At 62.1% G+C, this 19,057-nt stretch carries 14 protein-coding genes; 4 read left to right on the plus strand and 10 right to left on the minus strand.

Annotated features, from left to right (window positions below; translation table 11 throughout):
- The first annotated feature begins 60 nt into the window (after positions 1–60).
- The gene (locus Q9K02_RS13925) at positions 61–1,701 is read left to right on the plus strand and encodes an acetolactate synthase large subunit (RefSeq protein ID WP_066761537.1); all 1,641 of its coding nucleotides are present in this window, start codon (positions 61–63) and stop codon (positions 1,699–1,701) included.
- Positions 1,698–3,092: an aldehyde dehydrogenase family protein gene (locus Q9K02_RS13930; RefSeq protein ID WP_066761539.1), complete on the plus strand. Its 1,395-nt coding sequence runs from the start codon at positions 1,698–1,700 to the stop codon at positions 3,090–3,092. The genes Q9K02_RS13925 and Q9K02_RS13930 overlap by 4 nt, the downstream gene beginning before the upstream one ends.
- Before the next feature lie 136 nt (positions 3,093–3,228).
- Here the strand turns inward: Q9K02_RS13930 and Q9K02_RS13935 are convergent, their stop codons facing one another.
- Positions 3,229–3,627 (minus strand): MerR family transcriptional regulator, encoded by a 399-nt coding sequence (locus Q9K02_RS13935; protein ID WP_008603824.1) that lies wholly within the window; start codon positions 3,625–3,627, stop codon positions 3,229–3,231.
- 75 nt (positions 3,628–3,702) lie between these two features.
- Between Q9K02_RS13935 and Q9K02_RS13940 the strand changes: the two genes are divergently transcribed.
- Positions 3,703–4,320, plus strand: coding sequence for a cation efflux transmembrane domain-containing protein (locus Q9K02_RS13940; protein ID WP_008603825.1), 618 nt, complete (start codon positions 3,703–3,705; stop codon positions 4,318–4,320).
- A gap of 96 nt (positions 4,321–4,416) precedes the next feature.
- The gene (locus tag Q9K02_RS13945) at positions 4,417–6,369 is read left to right on the plus strand and encodes a cytochrome c/FTR1 family iron permease (RefSeq protein WP_066761544.1); all 1,953 of its coding nucleotides are present in this window, start codon (positions 4,417–4,419) and stop codon (positions 6,367–6,369) included.
- Between the two features lie 17 nt (positions 6,370–6,386).
- Here the strand turns inward: Q9K02_RS13945 and Q9K02_RS13950 are convergent, their stop codons facing one another.
- From Q9K02_RS13950 to Q9K02_RS13990, 9 genes are all read right to left on the minus strand, one after another.
- Positions 6,387–6,863 carry a hypothetical protein gene (locus tag Q9K02_RS13950; RefSeq protein WP_067696355.1) on the minus strand — a complete coding sequence of 159 codons (477 nt, stop codon included), beginning with the start codon at positions 6,861–6,863 and terminating at the stop codon, positions 6,387–6,389.
- Between the two features lie 44 nt (positions 6,864–6,907).
- Entirely contained in the window at positions 6,908–9,247 is a 2,340-nt protein-coding gene (locus Q9K02_RS13955; protein ID WP_067679242.1) for a heavy metal translocating P-type ATPase, read from the minus strand.
- A gap of 13 nt (positions 9,248–9,260) precedes the next feature.
- The gene (locus Q9K02_RS13960) at positions 9,261–10,802 is read right to left on the minus strand and encodes a multicopper oxidase family protein (protein ID WP_305933411.1); all 1,542 of its coding nucleotides are present in this window, start codon (positions 10,800–10,802) and stop codon (positions 9,261–9,263) included.
- Between the two features lie 58 nt (positions 10,803–10,860).
- On the minus strand, positions 10,861–11,247 hold the full coding sequence (locus Q9K02_RS13965; RefSeq protein WP_066761550.1) for a copper-binding protein: 387 nt from the start codon (positions 11,245–11,247) through the stop codon (positions 10,861–10,863).
- On the minus strand, positions 11,235–14,393 hold the full coding sequence (locus tag Q9K02_RS13970; RefSeq protein WP_265560222.1) for an efflux RND transporter permease subunit: 3,159 nt from the start codon (positions 14,391–14,393) through the stop codon (positions 11,235–11,237). Before Q9K02_RS13970 ends, Q9K02_RS13965 begins: the two co-directional genes overlap by 13 nt.
- Complete coding sequence (locus Q9K02_RS13975; protein WP_067684650.1) at positions 14,390–15,886, minus strand: efflux RND transporter periplasmic adaptor subunit; 1,497 nt, start codon at positions 15,884–15,886, stop codon at positions 14,390–14,392. Before Q9K02_RS13975 ends, Q9K02_RS13970 begins: the two co-directional genes overlap by 4 nt.
- Before the next feature lie 8 nt (positions 15,887–15,894).
- Complete coding sequence (locus tag Q9K02_RS13980) at positions 15,895–17,130, minus strand: TolC family protein (RefSeq protein ID WP_067684652.1); 1,236 nt, start codon at positions 17,128–17,130, stop codon at positions 15,895–15,897.
- Between the two features lie 115 nt (positions 17,131–17,245).
- Entirely contained in the window at positions 17,246–17,665 is a 420-nt protein-coding gene (locus Q9K02_RS13985) for a hypothetical protein (protein WP_141457934.1), read from the minus strand.
- Positions 17,665–19,014: an MBL fold metallo-hydrolase gene (locus Q9K02_RS13990; protein ID WP_066761557.1), complete on the minus strand. Its 1,350-nt coding sequence runs from the start codon at positions 19,012–19,014 to the stop codon at positions 17,665–17,667. The genes Q9K02_RS13985 and Q9K02_RS13990 overlap by 1 nt, the downstream gene beginning before the upstream one ends.
- Positions 19,015–19,057 lie beyond the last annotated feature (43 nt).

Here is a 19,057-nt window from a genome sequence, read left to right on the forward strand (position 1 = left end):
AAGCAGCTTGGCAGCGCACGGCATAAACCGCCCTGCAACTCGTAAAATGAGGACCAACGAATGAAAGCATCCGATCTCATGGTCGCCGCACTCGAAGCCGAGGGCGTCGAATATGTTTTCGCCGTTCCAGGCGAAGAAAACCTGGATCTTCTGGAATCGCTGCGAACTTCCGCCATCACGCTGGTTCTGGCCCGTCACGAACAGGGCGCTGGCTTCATGGCGACGACCTATGGCCGCCTGACCGGCAAGGCAGGTGTGTGCCTGGCGACTCTCGGGCCTGGGGCGACGAACCTGACCACACCGGCGGCCTATGCCGCGCTCGGGGCCTTTCCGCTTGTCATCATTACCGGACAGAAGCCGATAAAGACATCGAAACAGGCCCAGTTCCAGATCGTCGATGTCGTTTCCCTGTTCACTCCGCTCTGCAAGGCTTCGACCCAGATTGTGAACGGCAACCGCATCCCCTCTCTCGTTCGCGAAGGTTTCCGCCTGGCGCAGGAAGAAAGACCCGGAGCCGTCCTCCTGGAACTGCCCGAAGATATCGCTGAAGAGGAAACGATCGAACCGGTCATACCGCCGCATGACAGGCGTTATGCGGTCGCCGGAGATGCTGCGCTCGACGAAGCGGCCGAGCGCATCATCGCGGCTGAGCGGCCATTGCTCCTGATCGGTGCCGGAGCGAACCGCCGCCGCGCTTCGAAAGCGTTGCGCAAATTCGTGTCTGATACCGGCTTTCCCTTCTTCGACACCCAGATGGGCAAGGGCGTGGTCGATGAAGATAGCGAGCTCTATCTGGGCACCGCGGCGCTATCGTCGGGCGATTATGTTCACTGCGCAATCGAAAAGGCCGATCTGATCGTCAATATCGGTCACGACGTGGTGGAGAAGCCGCCCTTCTTCATGGAGCCGGGCGGGCAGACCGTCATCCATATCAATTACAAGGCAGCCGAAGTCGATCAGGTCTACTTCCCGCAGCTCGAGGTCATCGGCGACATCGCCGGATCGGTCGAGCGGCTGGGAAACCGCCTGGATGGCAAGCTGCAGTGCGACCGCAGCTATTATACCGCCCTGCATCACGAGATTGCATCGCACATCTCCGAGACCAGCGACGACGAACGTTTTCCAATGGTCCCCCAGCGCGTGGTTGCCGACGTACGCAGCGTAATGGCGCGCGATGATATCGTTGCGCTCGACAACGGCATCTACAAGATCTGGTTCGCCAGAAACTACATCGCCCACGAGCCTGGCACCATCCTGCTCGACAATGCATTGGCGACGATGGGTGCTGGCCTTCCATCCGCCATGATGGCTGCGATGCTGGCGCCGGGGCGCAGAGTGCTCGCGGTATGCGGCGATGGCGGGTTCATGATGAACTCGCAGGAACTGGAAACGGCCGTCAGGCTTGGACTGAACCTTGTCGTTCTCGTTCTGAATGATGCAGCATACGGGATGATCCGCTGGAAGCAGGACCAGCTTGGCTTTCCGGACTACGGCCTGACCTTTTCCAATCCCGACTTTGTCACCTACGCACAAAGCTATGGAGCGACCGGCCACCGTGTCGAGCGAAGTGCGGATCTGGTTTCGGTCCTGAACGCCGCATTCGAGGCTGGCGGCGTGCACCTTGTCGATCTGCCCGTCGACTATTCCGAAAACAAGAAGGTGCTGATTGATGAACTCGGCGCAAAGGTGTGTGAGCTATGAAAACGATCGTTCACAATCCTTTCGACCGCTCGCCGATTGCAGAAGTACCGCTTGTTGGCTGGGCTCAAATCGATGAATGGCTGAATGAAGCGCAGTTGCTCCACCGCGACCGCCATGGCTGGCTTGCCGTGCACGAGCGTGTCGCCATCCTCCGGCGGGCTGCGGATATCATGCGCGAACGAGCCGAGGATCTGGCTCTCCAGATCGTCAGGGAGGGCGGCAAACCCCTGGTCGATGCGCGCGTGGAAGCCGGTCGCGCGATCAACAGCGTCGACTTGTGCGTTCAGGCGCTCAGCGATGGCGGCGGTCACGAGATCCCCATGGACCTGACAGAAGCGGGTGCGGGAAGGACGGCATATACCTTCCGCGAGCCGATCGGTCCTGTCGTGGCGATCTCGGCATTCAATCACCCGCTCAACCTAATCGTCCATCAGGTTGGACCGGCGGTAGCAGCCGGGTGCCCCGTTCTCATCAAGCCTGCGCTGGAAACGCCTCTTTCATGCCAGAGCTTCGTGGGCATTCTCCATGAAGCCGGCCTGCCCGGGGCCTGGTGCCGGTTCGCTCCGTGCAGCAACAATGTCGCCGAAAGAATGGTAACCGATCCGCGCACGGCGTTCTTCTCATTCATCGGTTCTGCGAAAATCGGCTGGATGCTTCGCTCGAAGCTGGCGCCGGGAACCCGCATTGCTCTCGAGCACGGCGGTGCGGCGCCGGTAATCGTGGACAGCGGCGTGGAGCGCGCAGCAGTGATCGCCTCGTTGCTAAAAGGCGGGTTCTATCATTCGGGTCAGGTCTGCGTTTCCGTGCAGCGCGTATTCGTCCCTGCTGCAGAATTGAAAGACTTCGCCAATGACCTAGGGCGAGCTGCCGAAAAGCTGGTCGTGGGCGATCCCGCCGATGCTGAGACCCAATGCGGACCCCTGATCCGAACGGAGGAAGTTGACCGCGTCGAACGCTGGGTCGATGAAGCCATCGCAGCAGGAGGCACCCTGGTGTGCGGGGGAAGCCGTCTGAGTGACACTCTTTTCTCCCCGACCGTCATTGTTGATCCTCCGGAAAGCGCCAAGGTATCCCAGGAAGAAATCTTCGGCCCCGTGATCTGCGTGTATGGCTATGACGATATCGACCTGGCTATCGAGCAGGCCAATGCCCTGCCTTACGCCTTTCAGGCCGCTGTATTCAGCGATCGGCTGTCAATCGCCAATCATTGCATCAGGTCTCTGACGGGATCGGCGGTGATGGTGAACGACCATACGGCATTCCGCGTCGACTGGATGCCTTTTGCAGGGCTGCGCCGCTCCGGGCTTGGCGTCGGCGGGATCGCCTACACGATGGAGGATATGAGCATTGAAAAAATGGCCGTCTGGAACTGGCCGACAGCAGCATCATAACCCGTTCGACAGACCCGGGATGGCGACACGGGCAGCTTCGCACTCGTCGGCCTTCCCGAAGTTAAGTCTCTTAGGGGCGGCGGACAAAAGCCGTGCATCGGCGAGCCTGACCGAACTGGCGCACGAGGCGCGGGCATCAAGGCTCGGTGGTACCGGCAAGTGCATCGATGATGCGACAATCGCCTACCGTGTCTTGCTCGCAGGCAGCGATCATGCGCCCAAGCTCCGTCCGCAACGCCTCCAGGCTGGCGATCTTGCGCTCGACTTCGCCGAGATGGCTTCTGGCCAGAGCGTCAATGCCCGCGCAGGACCGGTCGGCATCATCGGAGAGATCGAGCAATTCCCTGATGCGTGCCATCGAGAAGCCGAGATCACGCGCGCGCCGTATGAAGTTAAGGCGCGCTTCCTCTGCAGGTCCATAGTCGCGATAATTGGCCTTCGTGCGCGGAGGGGCAGCGAGGATACCTTCGCGCTCGTAGAAGCGGATTGTTTCGGATTTGACGCCGGTTATCCGGGCAAGTTGACCAATTCTCATGACAAAGGCTCCTGCGGCTTGACCTTGTAGTTACTACAAGGTGCATAGGGCGGATCGACGCAAGGAGTCGAGTAAATGGGAAAGACCTGCTGCGGTCCCGATGAGGGCGGTGCAAACAACAACGATCCGACATGGCGGCGCATTCTGTGGATCGCGCTGGGCCTTAATGCAATCATGTTCGGTGTGGAGATCGTGGCAGGCATTGCTGCGGATTCGCGCGCCTTGCAGGCCGACGCGCTCGACTTTCTCGGTGATGCGGCAAACTATGCTATCAGTCTCGGCGTAGCGGGCATGGCGCTCGTCTGGCGCGCGCGTGCGGCTCTCGTAAAGGCGGCGACCATGCTGGCTTTCGGCCTGTGGGTGCTCGGCTCGGCCATCTGGGGTTTTTTTGTCGGGGCGTCGCCCGACCCGGGAACGATGGGCGCCATCGGTTCTCTTGCTTTGGCGGTAAATCTCGCCGTCGCCGCGATGCTGTTCCGGTATCGCTCGGGCGATGCGAACATGCGCTCGGTGTGGATCTGTTCGCGCAACGACGCGATCGGTAATATCGCCGTGCTGGCGGCAGCGATTGGCGTTTTCGGCACCGGCCGTGCGTGGCCCGATCTGGTTGTGGCGAGCATCATGGCAGGACTGGCGGTGTGGGGAAGTGCCGAAGTCTTCAAACAGGCACGTGGCGAACTGCGCTCTACCTAAACTCCAGAATATGCCCGCGATTGCGGATTGAGGGAAATACGTTTCCGTCTAGACTCTGCTATTGCGAATTAATTGCAACAGATATAGAGACCCCTCATGCATCGCATCGTCTCCGCCACCGTCCATCCGGCACTGCGGCTCATTCTGCTGGCGCTTGCGCTGTGTCTGTCCGTCACCGCGAACGCGGAAGAACCCGATGTGCGAACCACCTGGCGTCTGCTCGATTATATCGCGGTCGACTACGCCTCCGCGGTTTCCGAGGGACGTGTTGCCGACGAATTCGAATATCGCGAAATGGTGGAGTTTTCCGATGTCGTGGCGCGGCAGGTCGCTGCATTTCCGGACACTAAAGACAATCAAGCACTCATCCGCCGATCGGACCAGCTGCGAGCTCTGATCGCCAACAAGGAACCTGCCGAGCAAGTTGGGCGCTTCGCGCGCGCGCTGGCAGCCTCGTTGCTGACAGCCTACCCGGTTCCGCTCGCCCCTTCGCAGGCGCCCGACCTTGTCCGCGCCCGCACTCTCTTCGCGCAGAACTGCGCCTCGTGTCACGGCGCCGCCGGAAGTGCGCCACCGGCCGCAATGCAGGCGCTCGATCCCCCGCCGATAGACTTTACCGATATCGACCGGGCACGGCAGCGCAGTGCGTTCGGGCTTTACCAGGTCATCACGCAGGGGCTTGAAGGAACGTCCATGGCCAGCTTCGCATCGCTGTCCGACGAGGATCGCTGGGCGCTTGCATTCTATGCCGGCAGCATTGCTTTTGAAGATGTGGCCAAAGGCGAGCGTATCTGGCGGGAAGATGATGGCATACGCCAGCTTGTCCCCGATCTCGAGACGCTCGCCGCGCTCACACCGGAAAGTCTGGCCGAGGAGATCGGAGAGGACCGTGCGCTCGCCGTCATGGCCTATCTTCGCGCCAATCCCAATGCGGTGGGACAGGCAAATGACACAGGTTCGCTCGCTTTCGTTCGCGATACGCTCGATCGCAGCCTGTCAGCCTATCGGGCTGGCGACCGTGAAGAAGCGCGGCAGCTTGCCCTGTCTGCCTATCTCGACGGGTTCGAACCCCTGGAGGCCCTCCTTGCAACGCGCGATGGCGGTTTGATGCGCGAGGTAGAACAGGCGCTCGGGCAATTTCGGGCCGGAATAGAGTCCGGTGCGGATCCATCCGAACTACAGCAACTAAGGGCTCGCATCGATAGTCTGCTGGCCAGAGCCGAGGGAGCGTTGGCTCCTGAGGCGGCCAGCGAAATCTCGACCTTTCTCGGGGCGTTCACCATCCTGCTGCGCGAGGGGATCGAAGCACTTCTGGTTGTGATCGCCATGATCGCCTTTGTGAAAAAGTCGCAGCGCTCCGAGGTATTGCCCTATATCCATGGTGGCTGGATCGCTGCTCTTTTCGCAGGTGTCGCCACCTGGGTCGTAGCAACCTACTTCGTAAGCATCAGCGGGGCGAGCCGCGAGATGACCGAAGGGATCGGCGCGCTGCTTGCGGCTGTCATTCTCGTATCGGTCGGGATCTGGATGCACGGCAAATCCCAGGCCGAGGAGTGGCGGCGCTATATCCAGGAAAAAATGGGCAAGGCGCTTTCGCGCGGATCGGCATGGTTTCTCTTCGGGCTCGCCTTTGTCGTGGTCTACCGCGAAGCTTTCGAGACTATCCTGTTCTACGCTGCCCTGTGGAACCCGCAGAGCAGCGGCATCATACTGTTAGGTGCCTTGTCGGCAGTAGCGCTGCTGGCGCTCATTGCTTGGGCCATGCTGCGCTACAGCCGCAAACTGCCGATCACCCAGTTCTTCCGCTACAGTGCTATCCTGATTGCGATCCTTGCGGTCATTCTCGCGGGCAAGGGCGTGGGCGCTTTCCAGGAGGCCGGAGTTCTTTCCGCCACTTTCATCGCCGGCTTGCCGCGCCTCGCCGAACTCGGCTTCTTCCCGACTGTCGAGACGATCGGCGCGCAATTGCTCACGCTGCTGGCCCTGATTGCCGGATTTCGGGTAAGTCGATCACCATCGGGACCGCAGCCGGCAGCTGTCGAGGGATAGGAGATCCCGGTTTGCGATCAGCGGGGTCCGGTGCCGAGACGGCGCGCGAGCCACAAGGTGGCGGTGGGAACCGCGACCCACATCACGATCGGTACCAGGCCGATTTTGGTCCCGGGCACAAGCGGCATGATTGCACTATAGGACCACCCCCAGTCGGCACCGACAGCCAGCACTTCGACCATGGCAGTAATGGCCAGGCCGATTCCCAGGAACACGACCAAACGCGAGATCGGCCAGTCTACGAGCCACGGCGTTTTACCACTGCCGACAGAGGCGCCGAGATAAGCGGCCACCATGATCCCGGCATCGCCGAACGAGGCCAGGCCGCAGCGACGTGCTGCCTCGGCAGGCGACAGATCTCCCGACTGGTAGAAAGGAAGCTGAAGCATCTCCCAGGCGAATGCGATAAGAATTCCGAATATCGCGATCCAGAGCGCTGGATGAGCACCGCGCCATTCGCGCGATTTCTCAGAGATTTGGTTTTGATCCTGCATCGTCTAATCCGTCACTCTTGCCATCTCCCTCCCGTGCCCATCGCTCAGGTATCGAATTTGGGAAGAGCGAGGCCGCGCAGGCGCAGGGCGTTGCCGATCACCGATACCGAGGACAGGCTCATCGCCGCGGCCGCGATCATCGGGTTCAAAAGCAACCCGGTCCACGGATAGAGAACACCTGCGGCGACCGGAATGCCGAGCGCGTTATAGGCGAAGGCAAAGAACAGGTTCTGCCTGATGTTGCGCATAGTGGCCCGAGACAGGACGAGCGCCTGAACAACGCCGACGAGGTCGCCGCGCACCAATGTCACGCCCGCGCTTTCGATCGCGACATCGGTACCCGTTCCCATCGCGATGCCGACATGCGAAGCGGCAAGCGCGGGTGCGTCGTTTATGCCGTCGCCGGCCATAGCGACCCGGCGACCCTCGCTCTTCAACTGCTCGATCTTGCGATGTTTGTCCTCGGGCGAGACATTCGCTTCGACTTCGTCGATACCGACCTGGCTTGCTACCGCACGCGCGGTGGCTTCGCTGTCGCCGGTAAGCATCACGATCTTGATGCCGCGCTCATGCAGCGCGGTAATAGCGGTGCGGCTGGTTTCCTTGATCGGATCGGCGACAGCGATAAGGCCTGCCGGTGCCCCGTCCACGGCCACGAACATCACCGTCTGTCCGAGGCTTCGACCCTCATTGGCCGAGGACCGCCAGCTTTCTTCGAGCGCCCCTATGCGCTCCATCATCTTTTCATTCCCGATCGCGACCCGGCGCTTGTCGACATTTGCCTGGATGCCTTCGCCGGTCACGGACTCGATATCGGAAGCGTCGAGAATGGCAGCGCCTCTGCTTTGAGCCCCTTCGACGATCGCGTGGGCGAGCGGATGCTCGCTTCCTCTCTCAACAGCAGCGACAAGGCTCAGCAACTCCTGCTCGTCGAAATCTGACTGCGGTTTTACGTCGACAAGATCGGGCTTGCCCCGGGTCAGTGTGCCGGTCTTGTCGACAACCAGCGTATCGATCTTTTCCAGCGTTTCGAGCGCTTCGGCGTTCTTGATCAGGATGCCGTGCTGGGCTCCCTTGCCGGTGCCGGTCATGATCGACATTGGCGTCGCCAGTCCGAGCGCGCAGGGACAGGCGATGATCAGAACGGCGACCGCGTTGACGAGCGCGTAGGCAAGGGCCGGTGCCGGTCCCCAGATGGCCCAGACGACAAAACTCACGATAGCGACAAGGACGACGATGGGCACGAACCATCCGGTGACCTGGTCGGCGAGCCGCTGGATCGGTGCCCGGCTGCGCTGCGCCTCCGCCACCATCTGCACGATCTTCGAGAGCATGGTGTCCGCGCCGACCTGCGTCGCGCGCATGGTGAAGCTGCCGGTCTGGTTGACAGTGCCCCCGATTACCTGATCGCCCGCGCTTTTCTTGACGGGAATGGGTTCGCCACTGATCATGGACTCGTCGATGGCGCTGCTTCCATCCTCGAGCGTGCCATCGACGGGGACCTTGTCGCCCGGACGCACGCGCAGCAGGTCCCCAGACGTCAATTCATCGAGCGGTACTTCGCGCTCGTCTCCGCGACCGAAAATCTTCATCGCGGTCGGGGGCGCGAGTTCGAGAAGCGCTCGCAAGGCGCTCGATGTCGATCCGCGCGCCTTGAGCTCGAGCACCTGCCCGAGCAGCACGAGGGTCGTGATAACCGCTGCGGCCTCGTAATAGACGCCGACCCGGCCCGCATGATCGCGGAAAGCCTCGGGGAAGATGTCCGGGGCGAGGGTTGCCACAAGGCTGAACAGATAAGCGATGGCGACGCCGAAGCCGATCAGGGTGAACATGTTGAGGTTCATGGTCCGGACCGATTGCAGCGCCCGGGTGAAGAAGGGCCAGCCGCCCCAAAGCACCACCGGAGTGGCCAGCAGGAGCTGCAGCCACTGCGCGAAAGCGGGTTCGATGACCTGATCGAACGGTCGCGACGGGATCATGTCGCCCATCGCATAGGCGAAGAGCGGCAGGGTGAAGAGCGCGCTCCACCAGAACCTTCGCCGCATGTCGACGAGTTCGGGATCGGGGCCCTCGTTCAAGGTGACCGTTTCGGGTTCGAGGGCCATCCCGCATATCGGGCAGGAGCCCGGCCCCGGCTGCCGGATCTCCGGATGCATCGGACAGGTGTATATCGTACCTTCCGGGACATCCTCGACAGCATCGAGGTGCGCCTTCGAAAGATACATCTCCGGATCCGCGCGGAACTTGTCGAGGCAGCGCGAGGAGCAGAAGTAATGGTCGCCACCCTCGTGTCGATCGATGAAGCGGGCGCCGTCCATCTTCACGCTCATTCCGCAAACGGGGTCGGTCGCCGTACCCTCGATTGCATTGTGCCCATCGCTCATCTGTCGTTCTCCCCTAATTGGCCGTGACCACGAACTGCCCCATCATGCCTGCGTCCTCGTGCTCGAGGATATGACAGTGATACATGTAGGGATTGTCGGGATCGGTATTCTCTTCAAACCGCAACAGCAGCCTGACCTGTTCACGCGGGTTGACGATAACGGTGTCCTTGAAGCCCGCCTCTTCCGCCCGCGGAGGCCGACCGTCCCGGTCGAGCAAGCGGAACTGCACGTTATGAATATGAAAGGGATGCGCCATCATCGAAGCGTTAGCGATTTCCCATATTTCCCACTGACCCACCGGTACGCGTTGATTGATGACGTCCATGTCCATGGTCTCGCCGTTGATCGACATGCCTCGACCCATCATGCCCATATCGAGCACGAAACGGCGGCTGCGAACGGCGAGCGAGGGGTCCGGCGCGGCAAGCGCGGCCAGGGTGGGCGGAAGCATAACTGAAGTCGACGCGCCGGAGGGACGCATATCGAGGATCGAAAAGGTGCGGCCCTGCCTCTCGCGACCGGTCCGGTTTCCCATCATTCCGCCGTCCATCATACCCCCGCCTTCTCCGGCCATCATGCCCATGGCGTTATCAGGACTGCTGGCATTCAGGCGCAGCGGGCGCCCTTCGGAAAGGTCGACGATCACTTGTGCGCGTTCGCCTGGGGCAAGGGTAAGACTTCGAACCTTCCGGGGTGCGGCAAGCAGGCCGCCATCGCTTGCGATGAGTTGCATCGGACGATCACCTTCGAGCGAGAAGGTGTAGAACCGCGCATTCGATCCATTGAGAAGCCGCAGGCGCAGCGGGCCGGCGGCGCCGTCGAAAACGGCATTGGCCGTTCCGTTCACATAGATGTGCTCGCCCAGCACTCCCATCATCCGCGAGTGCATGTTGAGCGGGTAAACGAGGCGGCCCGAGCTGTCGATCACGCGATCCTGCACGATGAGCGGTATGTCATCCACACCGTACCGGCTCGGCAGATCGAGGCGATCCTCTTCCTCGTCGCGCACGTAGATCGGGGCTGCGAGACCGGCATAGACCTGTGGTCCCGCCCGCTGATGTAAATGCGAATGATACCAGTATAGCGACGCGCGCTGGCGTATTTCGAAGGACGGGCTCCAGCGCTCGCCGGGCCGCACGAGCTGGTGCGGCCCGCCATCCGCGGTGGCGGGAAGTTCGAAGCCATGCCAGTGGACGGTCGCATCTTCGGCAAGCTTGTTGTCGATGTGAAATCGAACCTGTTCGCCGCGACGCATTTCGAGGGTCGGTCCGAGATAGGATGCGTCGATACCGATTGTCGGAGACGGAGTGCCAGGCACGAAGTCTTTCTCGCCCGATGTCAGGGACAGGCGAAAGACACGCTCCCCCCGTTCGATGGTTCCTGCCTGTAGCTCAGGTATGGCGAGGGGATTGCTAGCGCCTGATCGATCGAGCGACATCCTACTTTGCGTGTCGCAACCCATTAGCGGCAGCACCGCGAAACTCGTCGCCGCGAGGCCGACGCTCTTCATGAAGTCGCGGCGATCCTGAAAGTTGGGCCTGTCGATACCTGGCATATTCACCTGCTTTGGCGTGGGAGGCGCCGGCGCGACCGAGCACCTCCCACTTATTTTTCTATCGCGGCGTCACCGAGGTAACGACACTGCCTTCGGTTCCAGTACGAAATTCGAAGGCTATTCCCTCACCGATACTGACCTGTTCGAGGATCTGCGCGTCGGCTTCGAAGGCCATGGTCATTGCCGGCCATCCGATACTTTCGACCGGACTATGCTCGATGGTCACGGTGCCCGCCTCGGGATCGATGGCTGTAACCGTTCCCTCCGCGCTGGCGCTCTGCTCGCCGCCGGTCTCCTCCGCCATCGGCATTTCGCCTGACATGGGCATACTGTCCGAGTTCGCCATTTCGTCAGGCATCATGGTCTCGGAGGTATCGTCCGCAGCATCGCAGGCTGCAAGCGCCAGCGGTGCCGCGAGCAGGATTATGTAGGTTAGGGTACGCATTCTTCTTCTCCTTGAGAATTGGCCGGTTTTTCCGGACGGGGGCGCCGCAACAACAGATAAGCGGCGGGAAGCAGGAACATGGACAGGAGCGGGGCGGTGATCATGCCGCCGACCATCGGCGCGGCGATGCGGCTCATGACTTCCGAGCCCGCGCCCGTGCCGATCAGGATCGGAAAGAGACCGGCAAGGATGACTGCGACGGTCATCGCCTTGGGCCGCACGCGCAGGAGCGCGCCTTCCCGGATGGCCTCGTCTACTTCTTCGGCGCTCAGATCACCGCGCCGCCGCTCCAGTGCGGCTTTCAGGTAGATCAGCATCACCACGCCGAATTCGGCGGAGACGCCGGCAAGCGCGATGAAACCGACCGCAGTCGCCACCGACTGGTTGTAGCCCATCAGATAGAGCAACCAGTATCCGCCCGTCAGCGCGAAGGGCAGCGTGCCCATGATCAGCAAGGCTTCGTCCCAGCGCCGGAAAATGAGATATAGCAGCAGGAAGATGATCGCGAGCGTCGCGGGAACCACGACCTTCAGTCGCTCATATGCGCGCGTCAGATATTCGAACTGGCCCGCATAGGACAGGCTGACGCCGGCAGGAAGATCGGCACCCGCGGCGACGACCTCCTGCAGATCGGCGACCACCGAGGTAAGATCGCGGCCCCGGACGTCGACGTAGATGTAGCTGGTCAGTCGGCCCTGTTCGCTCTTGAGCATGGGCGGACCGTCGCTGACGGCGATACGGGCGACAGTGCCAAGCGTGATCTGTTGGCCGGACGGCGTCAGAACCGGCAAGGCCCTGAGTTCCTCGACGCTGTCCCTGATTTCGCGGGGATAGCGCACATTGATCGGATAGCGCGCCAGCCCCTCGACGGTCCGTGCGACATTGGCACCGCCAACTGCACCAGAGACGATCTGCTGGATGTCGGCAATGTTGAGCCCGTATCGCGCGGCCGCCATCCGGTCGATATCGACATCGACATACCGACCGCCCGACAGCCGCTCGGCCAGGGCGGAACTCACGCCAGGCACGGTCTTGGCGATACGCTCCACATCGAGTGCAACGCGTTCGAGTTGATCGAGATCGTCGCCTGAAACCTTGACCCCGATCGGGCTCTTGATCCCGGTCGCGAGCATGTCGATCCGGTTGCGGATCGGCGGCACCCAGACATTGGCGAGGCCCGGCACCTGGACGACCCGGTCAAGTTCCTCGACCAGCAGATCGGGCGTCATTCCCTCGCGCCACTCCTCGCGCGGCTTGAAGCGGATCGTCGTTTCGAACATCGTCAGGGGAGCCGGATCCGTCGCTGTATCGGCGCGCCCCGCCTTGCCGAACACCGTTTCCACCTCGGGGACCGACTTGATCAGGCGATCGGTGCGCTGCAGCAGCGCCGAAGCCTCGCCGGGGGAGAGGCCGGGCAGCGCGCTCGGCATATAAAGCAAATCGCCTTCATCGAGCGGCGGGAGGAACTCGCCGCCAAGCCGGGTGAAGGGGATCGCGGTGGTCAGGAAGATCAGCGCCGCGATCACCAGCGTTGCCTTTGGGCGCCGCATGACCCAGTCGAGCCCCGGACGATAGATTTTCGTCAGCCAGCGGTTGAGAAAATTGGAATCCTCCGAAGGGATCTTCCCACGGATCAGCCATCCCATCATTACCGGCACCAGCGTTACCGACAGAATGGCCGCGGCCGCCATGGCATAGGTCTTGGTGAAAGCGAGCGGAGCGAACAACCGCCCTTCCTGCGCCTGCAGGGTGAAGACCGGTAGGAACGACAGCGTAATGATCAGCAGACTGAAGAACAACGCCGGTCCCACTTCCTTCGATGCATCGGCGATGATCCGCCAGCGTTCCTTCACCGCGAGCACGGTATCGGGATTCTCGTGTTCCCATCGCTCGAGATGCTTGTGCGCGTTCTCAATCATGACGACGGCGGCATCGACCATCGCACCGACCGCGATGGCTATTCCACCCAGCGACATGATGTTGGCATTGACGCCCTGGATGCGCATCACGATGAAGGCCGCGAGCACGCCCAAAGGCAGGGTGATGATGGCGACAAGTGCCGAGCGCGCGTGCCAGAGGAACAGCGCGCATACGAGCGCCACGACGATAAACTCTTCGATGAGCTTCGTGGTGAGGTTCTCTATAGACGCATCGATGAGCTGAGAGCGATCGTAGGTCGTGACGATCTCGACGCCTTCGGGAAGGCTTGCCTGCAAGTCGTCGAGTTTCTGTTCGACGGCCTGTATTGCGCTTCTTGCATCCGCACCCTGGCGCAGGACGATGATGCCGCCGGCAACCTCGCCTTCGCCATTGAGCTCGGCGATGCCTCGGCGCAGTTCGGGGCCGACCTGGATCGTCGCTACGTCGCCCAGCGTGACCGGAACGCCGCCGCTCACCGCGCGCAGCGGGATCGCCCTGAAATCGTCGAGGTCGCCGAGATAACCCGAGGCACGGACCATATATTCGGCTTCGCCCATCTCGACGATCGAGCCGCCCGCTTCCTGGTTGGCGGACTGGATTGCGCTCACGATCTCGGCGTGAGTCACGCCGAGCGAGGCCATCCGGTAAGGCTCGAGCACGACCTGGTATTGCTTGACCATTCCTCCGACGCTGGCGACCTCGGCAATGCCGGGGATTGTCTTGAGCTCGTAGCGCAGGAACCAGTCCTGCAGGCTGCGCAGTCCGGCAAGGTCGTGTCCGCCGCTGCGATCGATCAGCGCATATTCGTAGATCCACCCTACCCCGGTGGCATCGGGGCCGAGCGTGCTCGTCACGCCATCGGGCAGGCGGACCTGCACCTGGTTGAGATATTCGAGCACACGCGATCGCGCCCAGTAGAGGTCGGTACCGTCCTCGAAGATGATATAGACATAGCTGTCGCCGAACATCGAGTAGCCGCGGACGGTTTTCGCCCCCGGCACCGAAAGCATGGTCGTTGCCAGGGGGTAGGTGACTTGGTCCTCGACGATCCGGGGGGCCTGCCCCGGATAGTTTGACCGTACCACAACCTGCACATCGGACAGATCGGGCAACGCGTCGACCGGCGTCGTGCGCACCGCCCAGAAACCGGCCAGCGTTACCGCGACGGCGGCGAGAACGATAAACAGGCGGTTGGCGATCGAGGCATCAATTATCCGAGCAATCATTGTCCGGCCCTCGTGATAGACTCGATCCGGGGGCCGGCATCCTGCTGGGTGAAGGTGAAGCGCACCCTGTCTCCCGTCTCGAGCCCGCGCATTTGCGCCGCGCTCTTCGTGCGGAAGGTCATGGTCATCGCGGGCCAATCGAGCCGGGGCACAGGACCATGCCGCAGCGTCACCGAACCATTGGCGATCGACTGGATCGTGCCGGTGGCACCGAAGGTCGCTGGTTCGTCCTCGCCGCCGGTGGAAGCGTCATCTGCCTGATCGACCGGACGGACGTCGAGTCCGGTAAGGCTTGCTTCGGAATCGAGCAGGAACTGACCCGATGTCACGACCTGTTCGCCGGCCGACAGACCGGCCAGAACCTCGGTCCTGCCACCCGCTTCGCGGCCGATCCGGACCTCGGCGGGCATGAAACCGCCCTCGTCCTGCTTCACCATCACGATGGTTCGACGTCCGGTCCTGATAACGGCTTCGGACGGCACCAGCAGCGCGCGGCGTGTGTCCGGGGTCAGCGAGACCTGTGCGAACATGCCCGGCTTGAGGCGACCGGATGCATTGGGCAGTTGCGCACGAACGGTGATCGTACGGCTTGCATCCTCCGCGCTCGGCAGGATAGCGACAATGGGTCCGGAGAAGCGTTCCTCGGGGAATGCGGTCAGCGTCGCGCTGACAGGTTGCCCGACGCGTACATTCGCCGCCTGCGTTTCAGGCACCGCGGCTTCGAGCCAGATCGGTGAGAAACCGGTTATCTCGGCGAGCGTCTGTCCGGCCATGACTGTCATTCCCGGACGCACGCCGAGCGATGTGATGGCACCTCCAATCGGCGCGGTAACGGTGATCGTGGACTGCGGACGTCCATTGCGCCCTACCGATGAGATCAGGCCTGGAGGCATGCCCAAAAGGCGCATGCGTTCGCGCATGGCCTGCGCAAGTTCTTCATCACCGCTGTTCAGGACGGCCAGATACTCCTGCTGCGCTCCGCCCCATTCGGGAACCAGGATATCCGCGAGCGGCGCGCCCCGTCCAACGACATCGTCGGGCGCGCGGCCGTAGGTTCTTTGTACATAGCCTCCGGCACGTGGCTGGACGATCGCGACGTCGCGTTCGTTGTAGGCCAGAACGCCTGTGACGGTTATTTCCGGCTCGAGGACGCCGTACTCGGCTTCAGTGGTGCGGATGCCGAAATTCTGCACCAGGCCGGGATCTATCCTGACGCCTGCAGTGGCCTCCTCGCCCGCGCACTTGGGCACCAGCTGCATATCCATGAAGGGCGAATTGCCCGGCTCGTCGAAGTGCTGCCCCGGCACCATCGGGTCGTACCAGTAAAGGACCTCCTCGCATTCGGTCGCACTGCCGCCCGCGTCGCTTGCACCACCCTGGCCTTCGCCGAGCTGCGAGAGACCATAGCCGGCGGCAAGACTGATGAGCGCGACCGTGCCTGCCATCGTCCAGGATTTCTGGCGCGGCGACAGCCTGTCCCACGCGGCTCCCATTGCGGCTCTCATCGGCCATACTCCCCATAGGTCAGTCGCAGGTTCGCGGCGGCTTCGACGGTCGCTTCCTCGCGTTGCAGAATGTCCACCCGCAGCACGGCGAGCGTTTTGATGGCGTCGATGACGTCGAGCAGTTCCGCGCGGCCCGCGGCAAAGCTCGCGCGCTCGAGGTCCACGCGGCTTTCGGCAAGGGGAAGCAATTCGTCGGTCGCGCGCTGCCATTGTCGATAAGCGCTGCGCCATGCCGCGAGATCGGTTTCGAACCGGGCTTCGAGTTCACGCAGCCGATCGGCTCTGGCCGACTGTGCCGCAGCCGCTTCGGCTTCGGCGGCGGCTATACGCGGGTTTTGGCGCCGGTCCGCGAAAATCGGGAGCGTGATCGAACCCATCACCGAGATTGCATCGCCAAAATCGGGATCGCGCCGTCCATAGCTCACATTGACGCCGAAATCCGGACGCCTTTCCGATCGGGCAAGATCGCTTCTCGCTTCCGCTTGGCGGACCTGCGCAAGCGCCACGACGAGCTCCGGATTGCTTTGAAGCATGGCCCGCAAACCTTCGGGATCGAGATCGGCCGAAGGGATGGTTCCGGTCGCGGTGGCGGTCGGCAGAGCGGTATAGCGCGACAGCATGGCCTGAGCGGCCTCTCGGTCGGCCTCGATCCTGGTCCGCATATCCTCGACTTCGAGCACGGCACGGCGTATTTCCAGACTTTCGGCGGGTCTGGCCGAACCGGCGGCGACAGCACTGCGCGCGAGTGGTACGAGCCCCTCGATTTCAGCAAGTGCATCGTCGGCGACGGTCAGAGCCCGTTGGGCATAAGCCAACGAAATCCATGCCATTCCTGCTCCGACGCGTACCCTGTAACGGGTCTGACGCAATTGTGCTGCGGCAAGGTCGATGTCGGCGTCCGCCATTCCGAACCGGGCCCGACGTTTCGCGAGATTGGGAATCTCCTGTTCGATACCGACTTGGATTTGCGTAGGGAGCTGGCGACCCAGCTCGAACGCAGCCGGCCCGCTTACCGGCAGGTTCTGGATGCCCGCGCGAAGGCGCGGATCGGGCAGTTCATCGGCAGCGTCGGCGATCTCGCGCCGGGCGTCCAGTCGCAGCTCGCTTGTGCGAACCTGGGGCTGGTCGCTCGTTGCTGCTCGCAAAGCTTCTTCATAGCCCACCGACTGGGCATTACTCGCCGGCGCGAGGGCCAGCAGGACCGGAATCGCGGTCCAAGTAATTCGTTGCATGATCGTTCATCCGCAAAAGGAGCGCGTCAGACACGCGTTCCGGATCACCGGCCCGCATCGAGCGCAGGTCGTCCATCCAGAGGCAGGAGCGCACAGGCTTATGCCTGCACGCGGGTCATGCCGGAAATTGCGGAGGTGGCGGTTCTGGCCCCAGCCTTGGGGCCGCGAGCGAATTGGAGACTAATCTGCTGAACTGAGAAGCCTGCGCCGGTATTTCACCGACCAGGGTCGCATCACCCCCTGGAACGAGGGGCGGGATGCAGCCGAATGCCACGAGACAATCCAGCCGAAGGTTCTTGCAAGGCACGCCGTCATGATCGTCCATGGAAGCTGCGCCCGCCATCATCTCCATCTCGGCGCAGGCCGGTTTGCCTGCATCGACCGCCTGAGGCAGGGCAGATGCATGCGCTGCCGACTGGACGAACAGCCCGCAGGCGATCAGTAGCAGTCCAAGGGTGCGCAAGACTCGCATAAAAAAAGCGTAAAGCTTTGAAGAGCGCAAGACAAGGACCTCGCATCGGGTGCGATGGTTCATCACGACGCGTGCTGCCAGGCACCCATCGAGCCCAGATATATATCGAGCTTGCCAAATCCTTTGCTTTGCAGCCAGCCCGCCGCCACACTCGCACGCATTCCACTGGCACACATGACGGAATAGGCGCGTTCGCGATCGAGCTCGGCGAAGCGGGAATTGAGCTCGCCCACGTAGATGTGGTCCGATCCCTCGATCGCGCCGCTGCGCCGCTCATCGAGGTCACGCACATCGAGCAAGGTCCAGTCGTCGCGCTTGCGCTCGAGACGATCCTGAACCTCGTTCGTCCCGATCATCGGAAGGCTCGCCATCTTCATTCCTTGCGCTGCAGCCGGCACGATACCGACATAGCCGCCGACGATCGAGTCGAGCCCGATCCTCACAAGGTGCGTCATGGCCGAAGCCAGCTGGTCTTCCGCCGATCCGACGAGGGCGATTGTTTCACCCTCCCTGATGAACCAGCCCGCAAACGCCGAAATCATGCCGACCGGAAGGCATATCGAACCAGGCAGATGCCCGCTTGCGTATGCAAGCGGATCCCGCACGTCGACGACATGGTCGGCGTCGATTTCGCGGATGTCCGAGAGCATGAGACGTTTTGGTCGCAGGATCCGTGGCGCAGGAGATGTTCCCTCGACATTCAGACGCTCCATCAGTCTGAAATAGGGTGGCTGGTAATGATGCTCGGCGAGCTTCGCCTCGATGAATTCCTCGCGATCGGCTATCTGGAGCCGCGGATTGTTGCGACGTTCGTGGCCTATGGTCGAGAATTCCCGGTTCGCCATTCCCGAACCGCAGACCGAGCCTGCTCCATGCGCGGGGTAAATGATCGCCTGGTCACCCAGACCGCAAATCTTCTGCAGTGAATCGTACAGGAGGCCCGCGACCTCCCGCGCGCGCTCGGGATAGAAATCGGTGCGTCCGACGTCGCCAACGAAGAGCGCATCGCCGGTGAACACGCCGACCGGTCCTTCGGGAAAATCGTCGTCATGGAGGACGAAGGCGAGATGATCGTCGGTGTGACCGGGAGTTTCGAGCACCGAAATCCGCAACTTCCCGATCTCGAAAACGTCGCCCTCTCGCGCGGTGTCGGCGAAAACAATCTCGTCCGCAGGGTTTGGACCGTGCAGAACGCGGGCACCGGTCATTTTGGCCAATACCGGCGATCCCGTGATGAGATCCTCATTCCTGTGCGTTTCGAAGATATGCGTGATCTCCAGCCCTTCGGCGCGGGCACGCTCGACATAAATCTCGCAGTCCCGGCGCGGATCGATGACCGCTGCCTTGCCCTGCGAACCAATCAGATAGGAAAGGTGGGAGAGGCCGGGGGTCTTTATCTTCTCGAGCAGCATGTTTTGCCTCGTCGTTAGAGTGTTTCCGCGAGCCCGCGTCGAT

It is taken from the genome of Qipengyuania profundimaris, assembly GCF_030717945.1.
GTDB classification, from domain to species: Bacteria; Pseudomonadota; Alphaproteobacteria; order Sphingomonadales; family Sphingomonadaceae; genus Qipengyuania; species Qipengyuania profundimaris.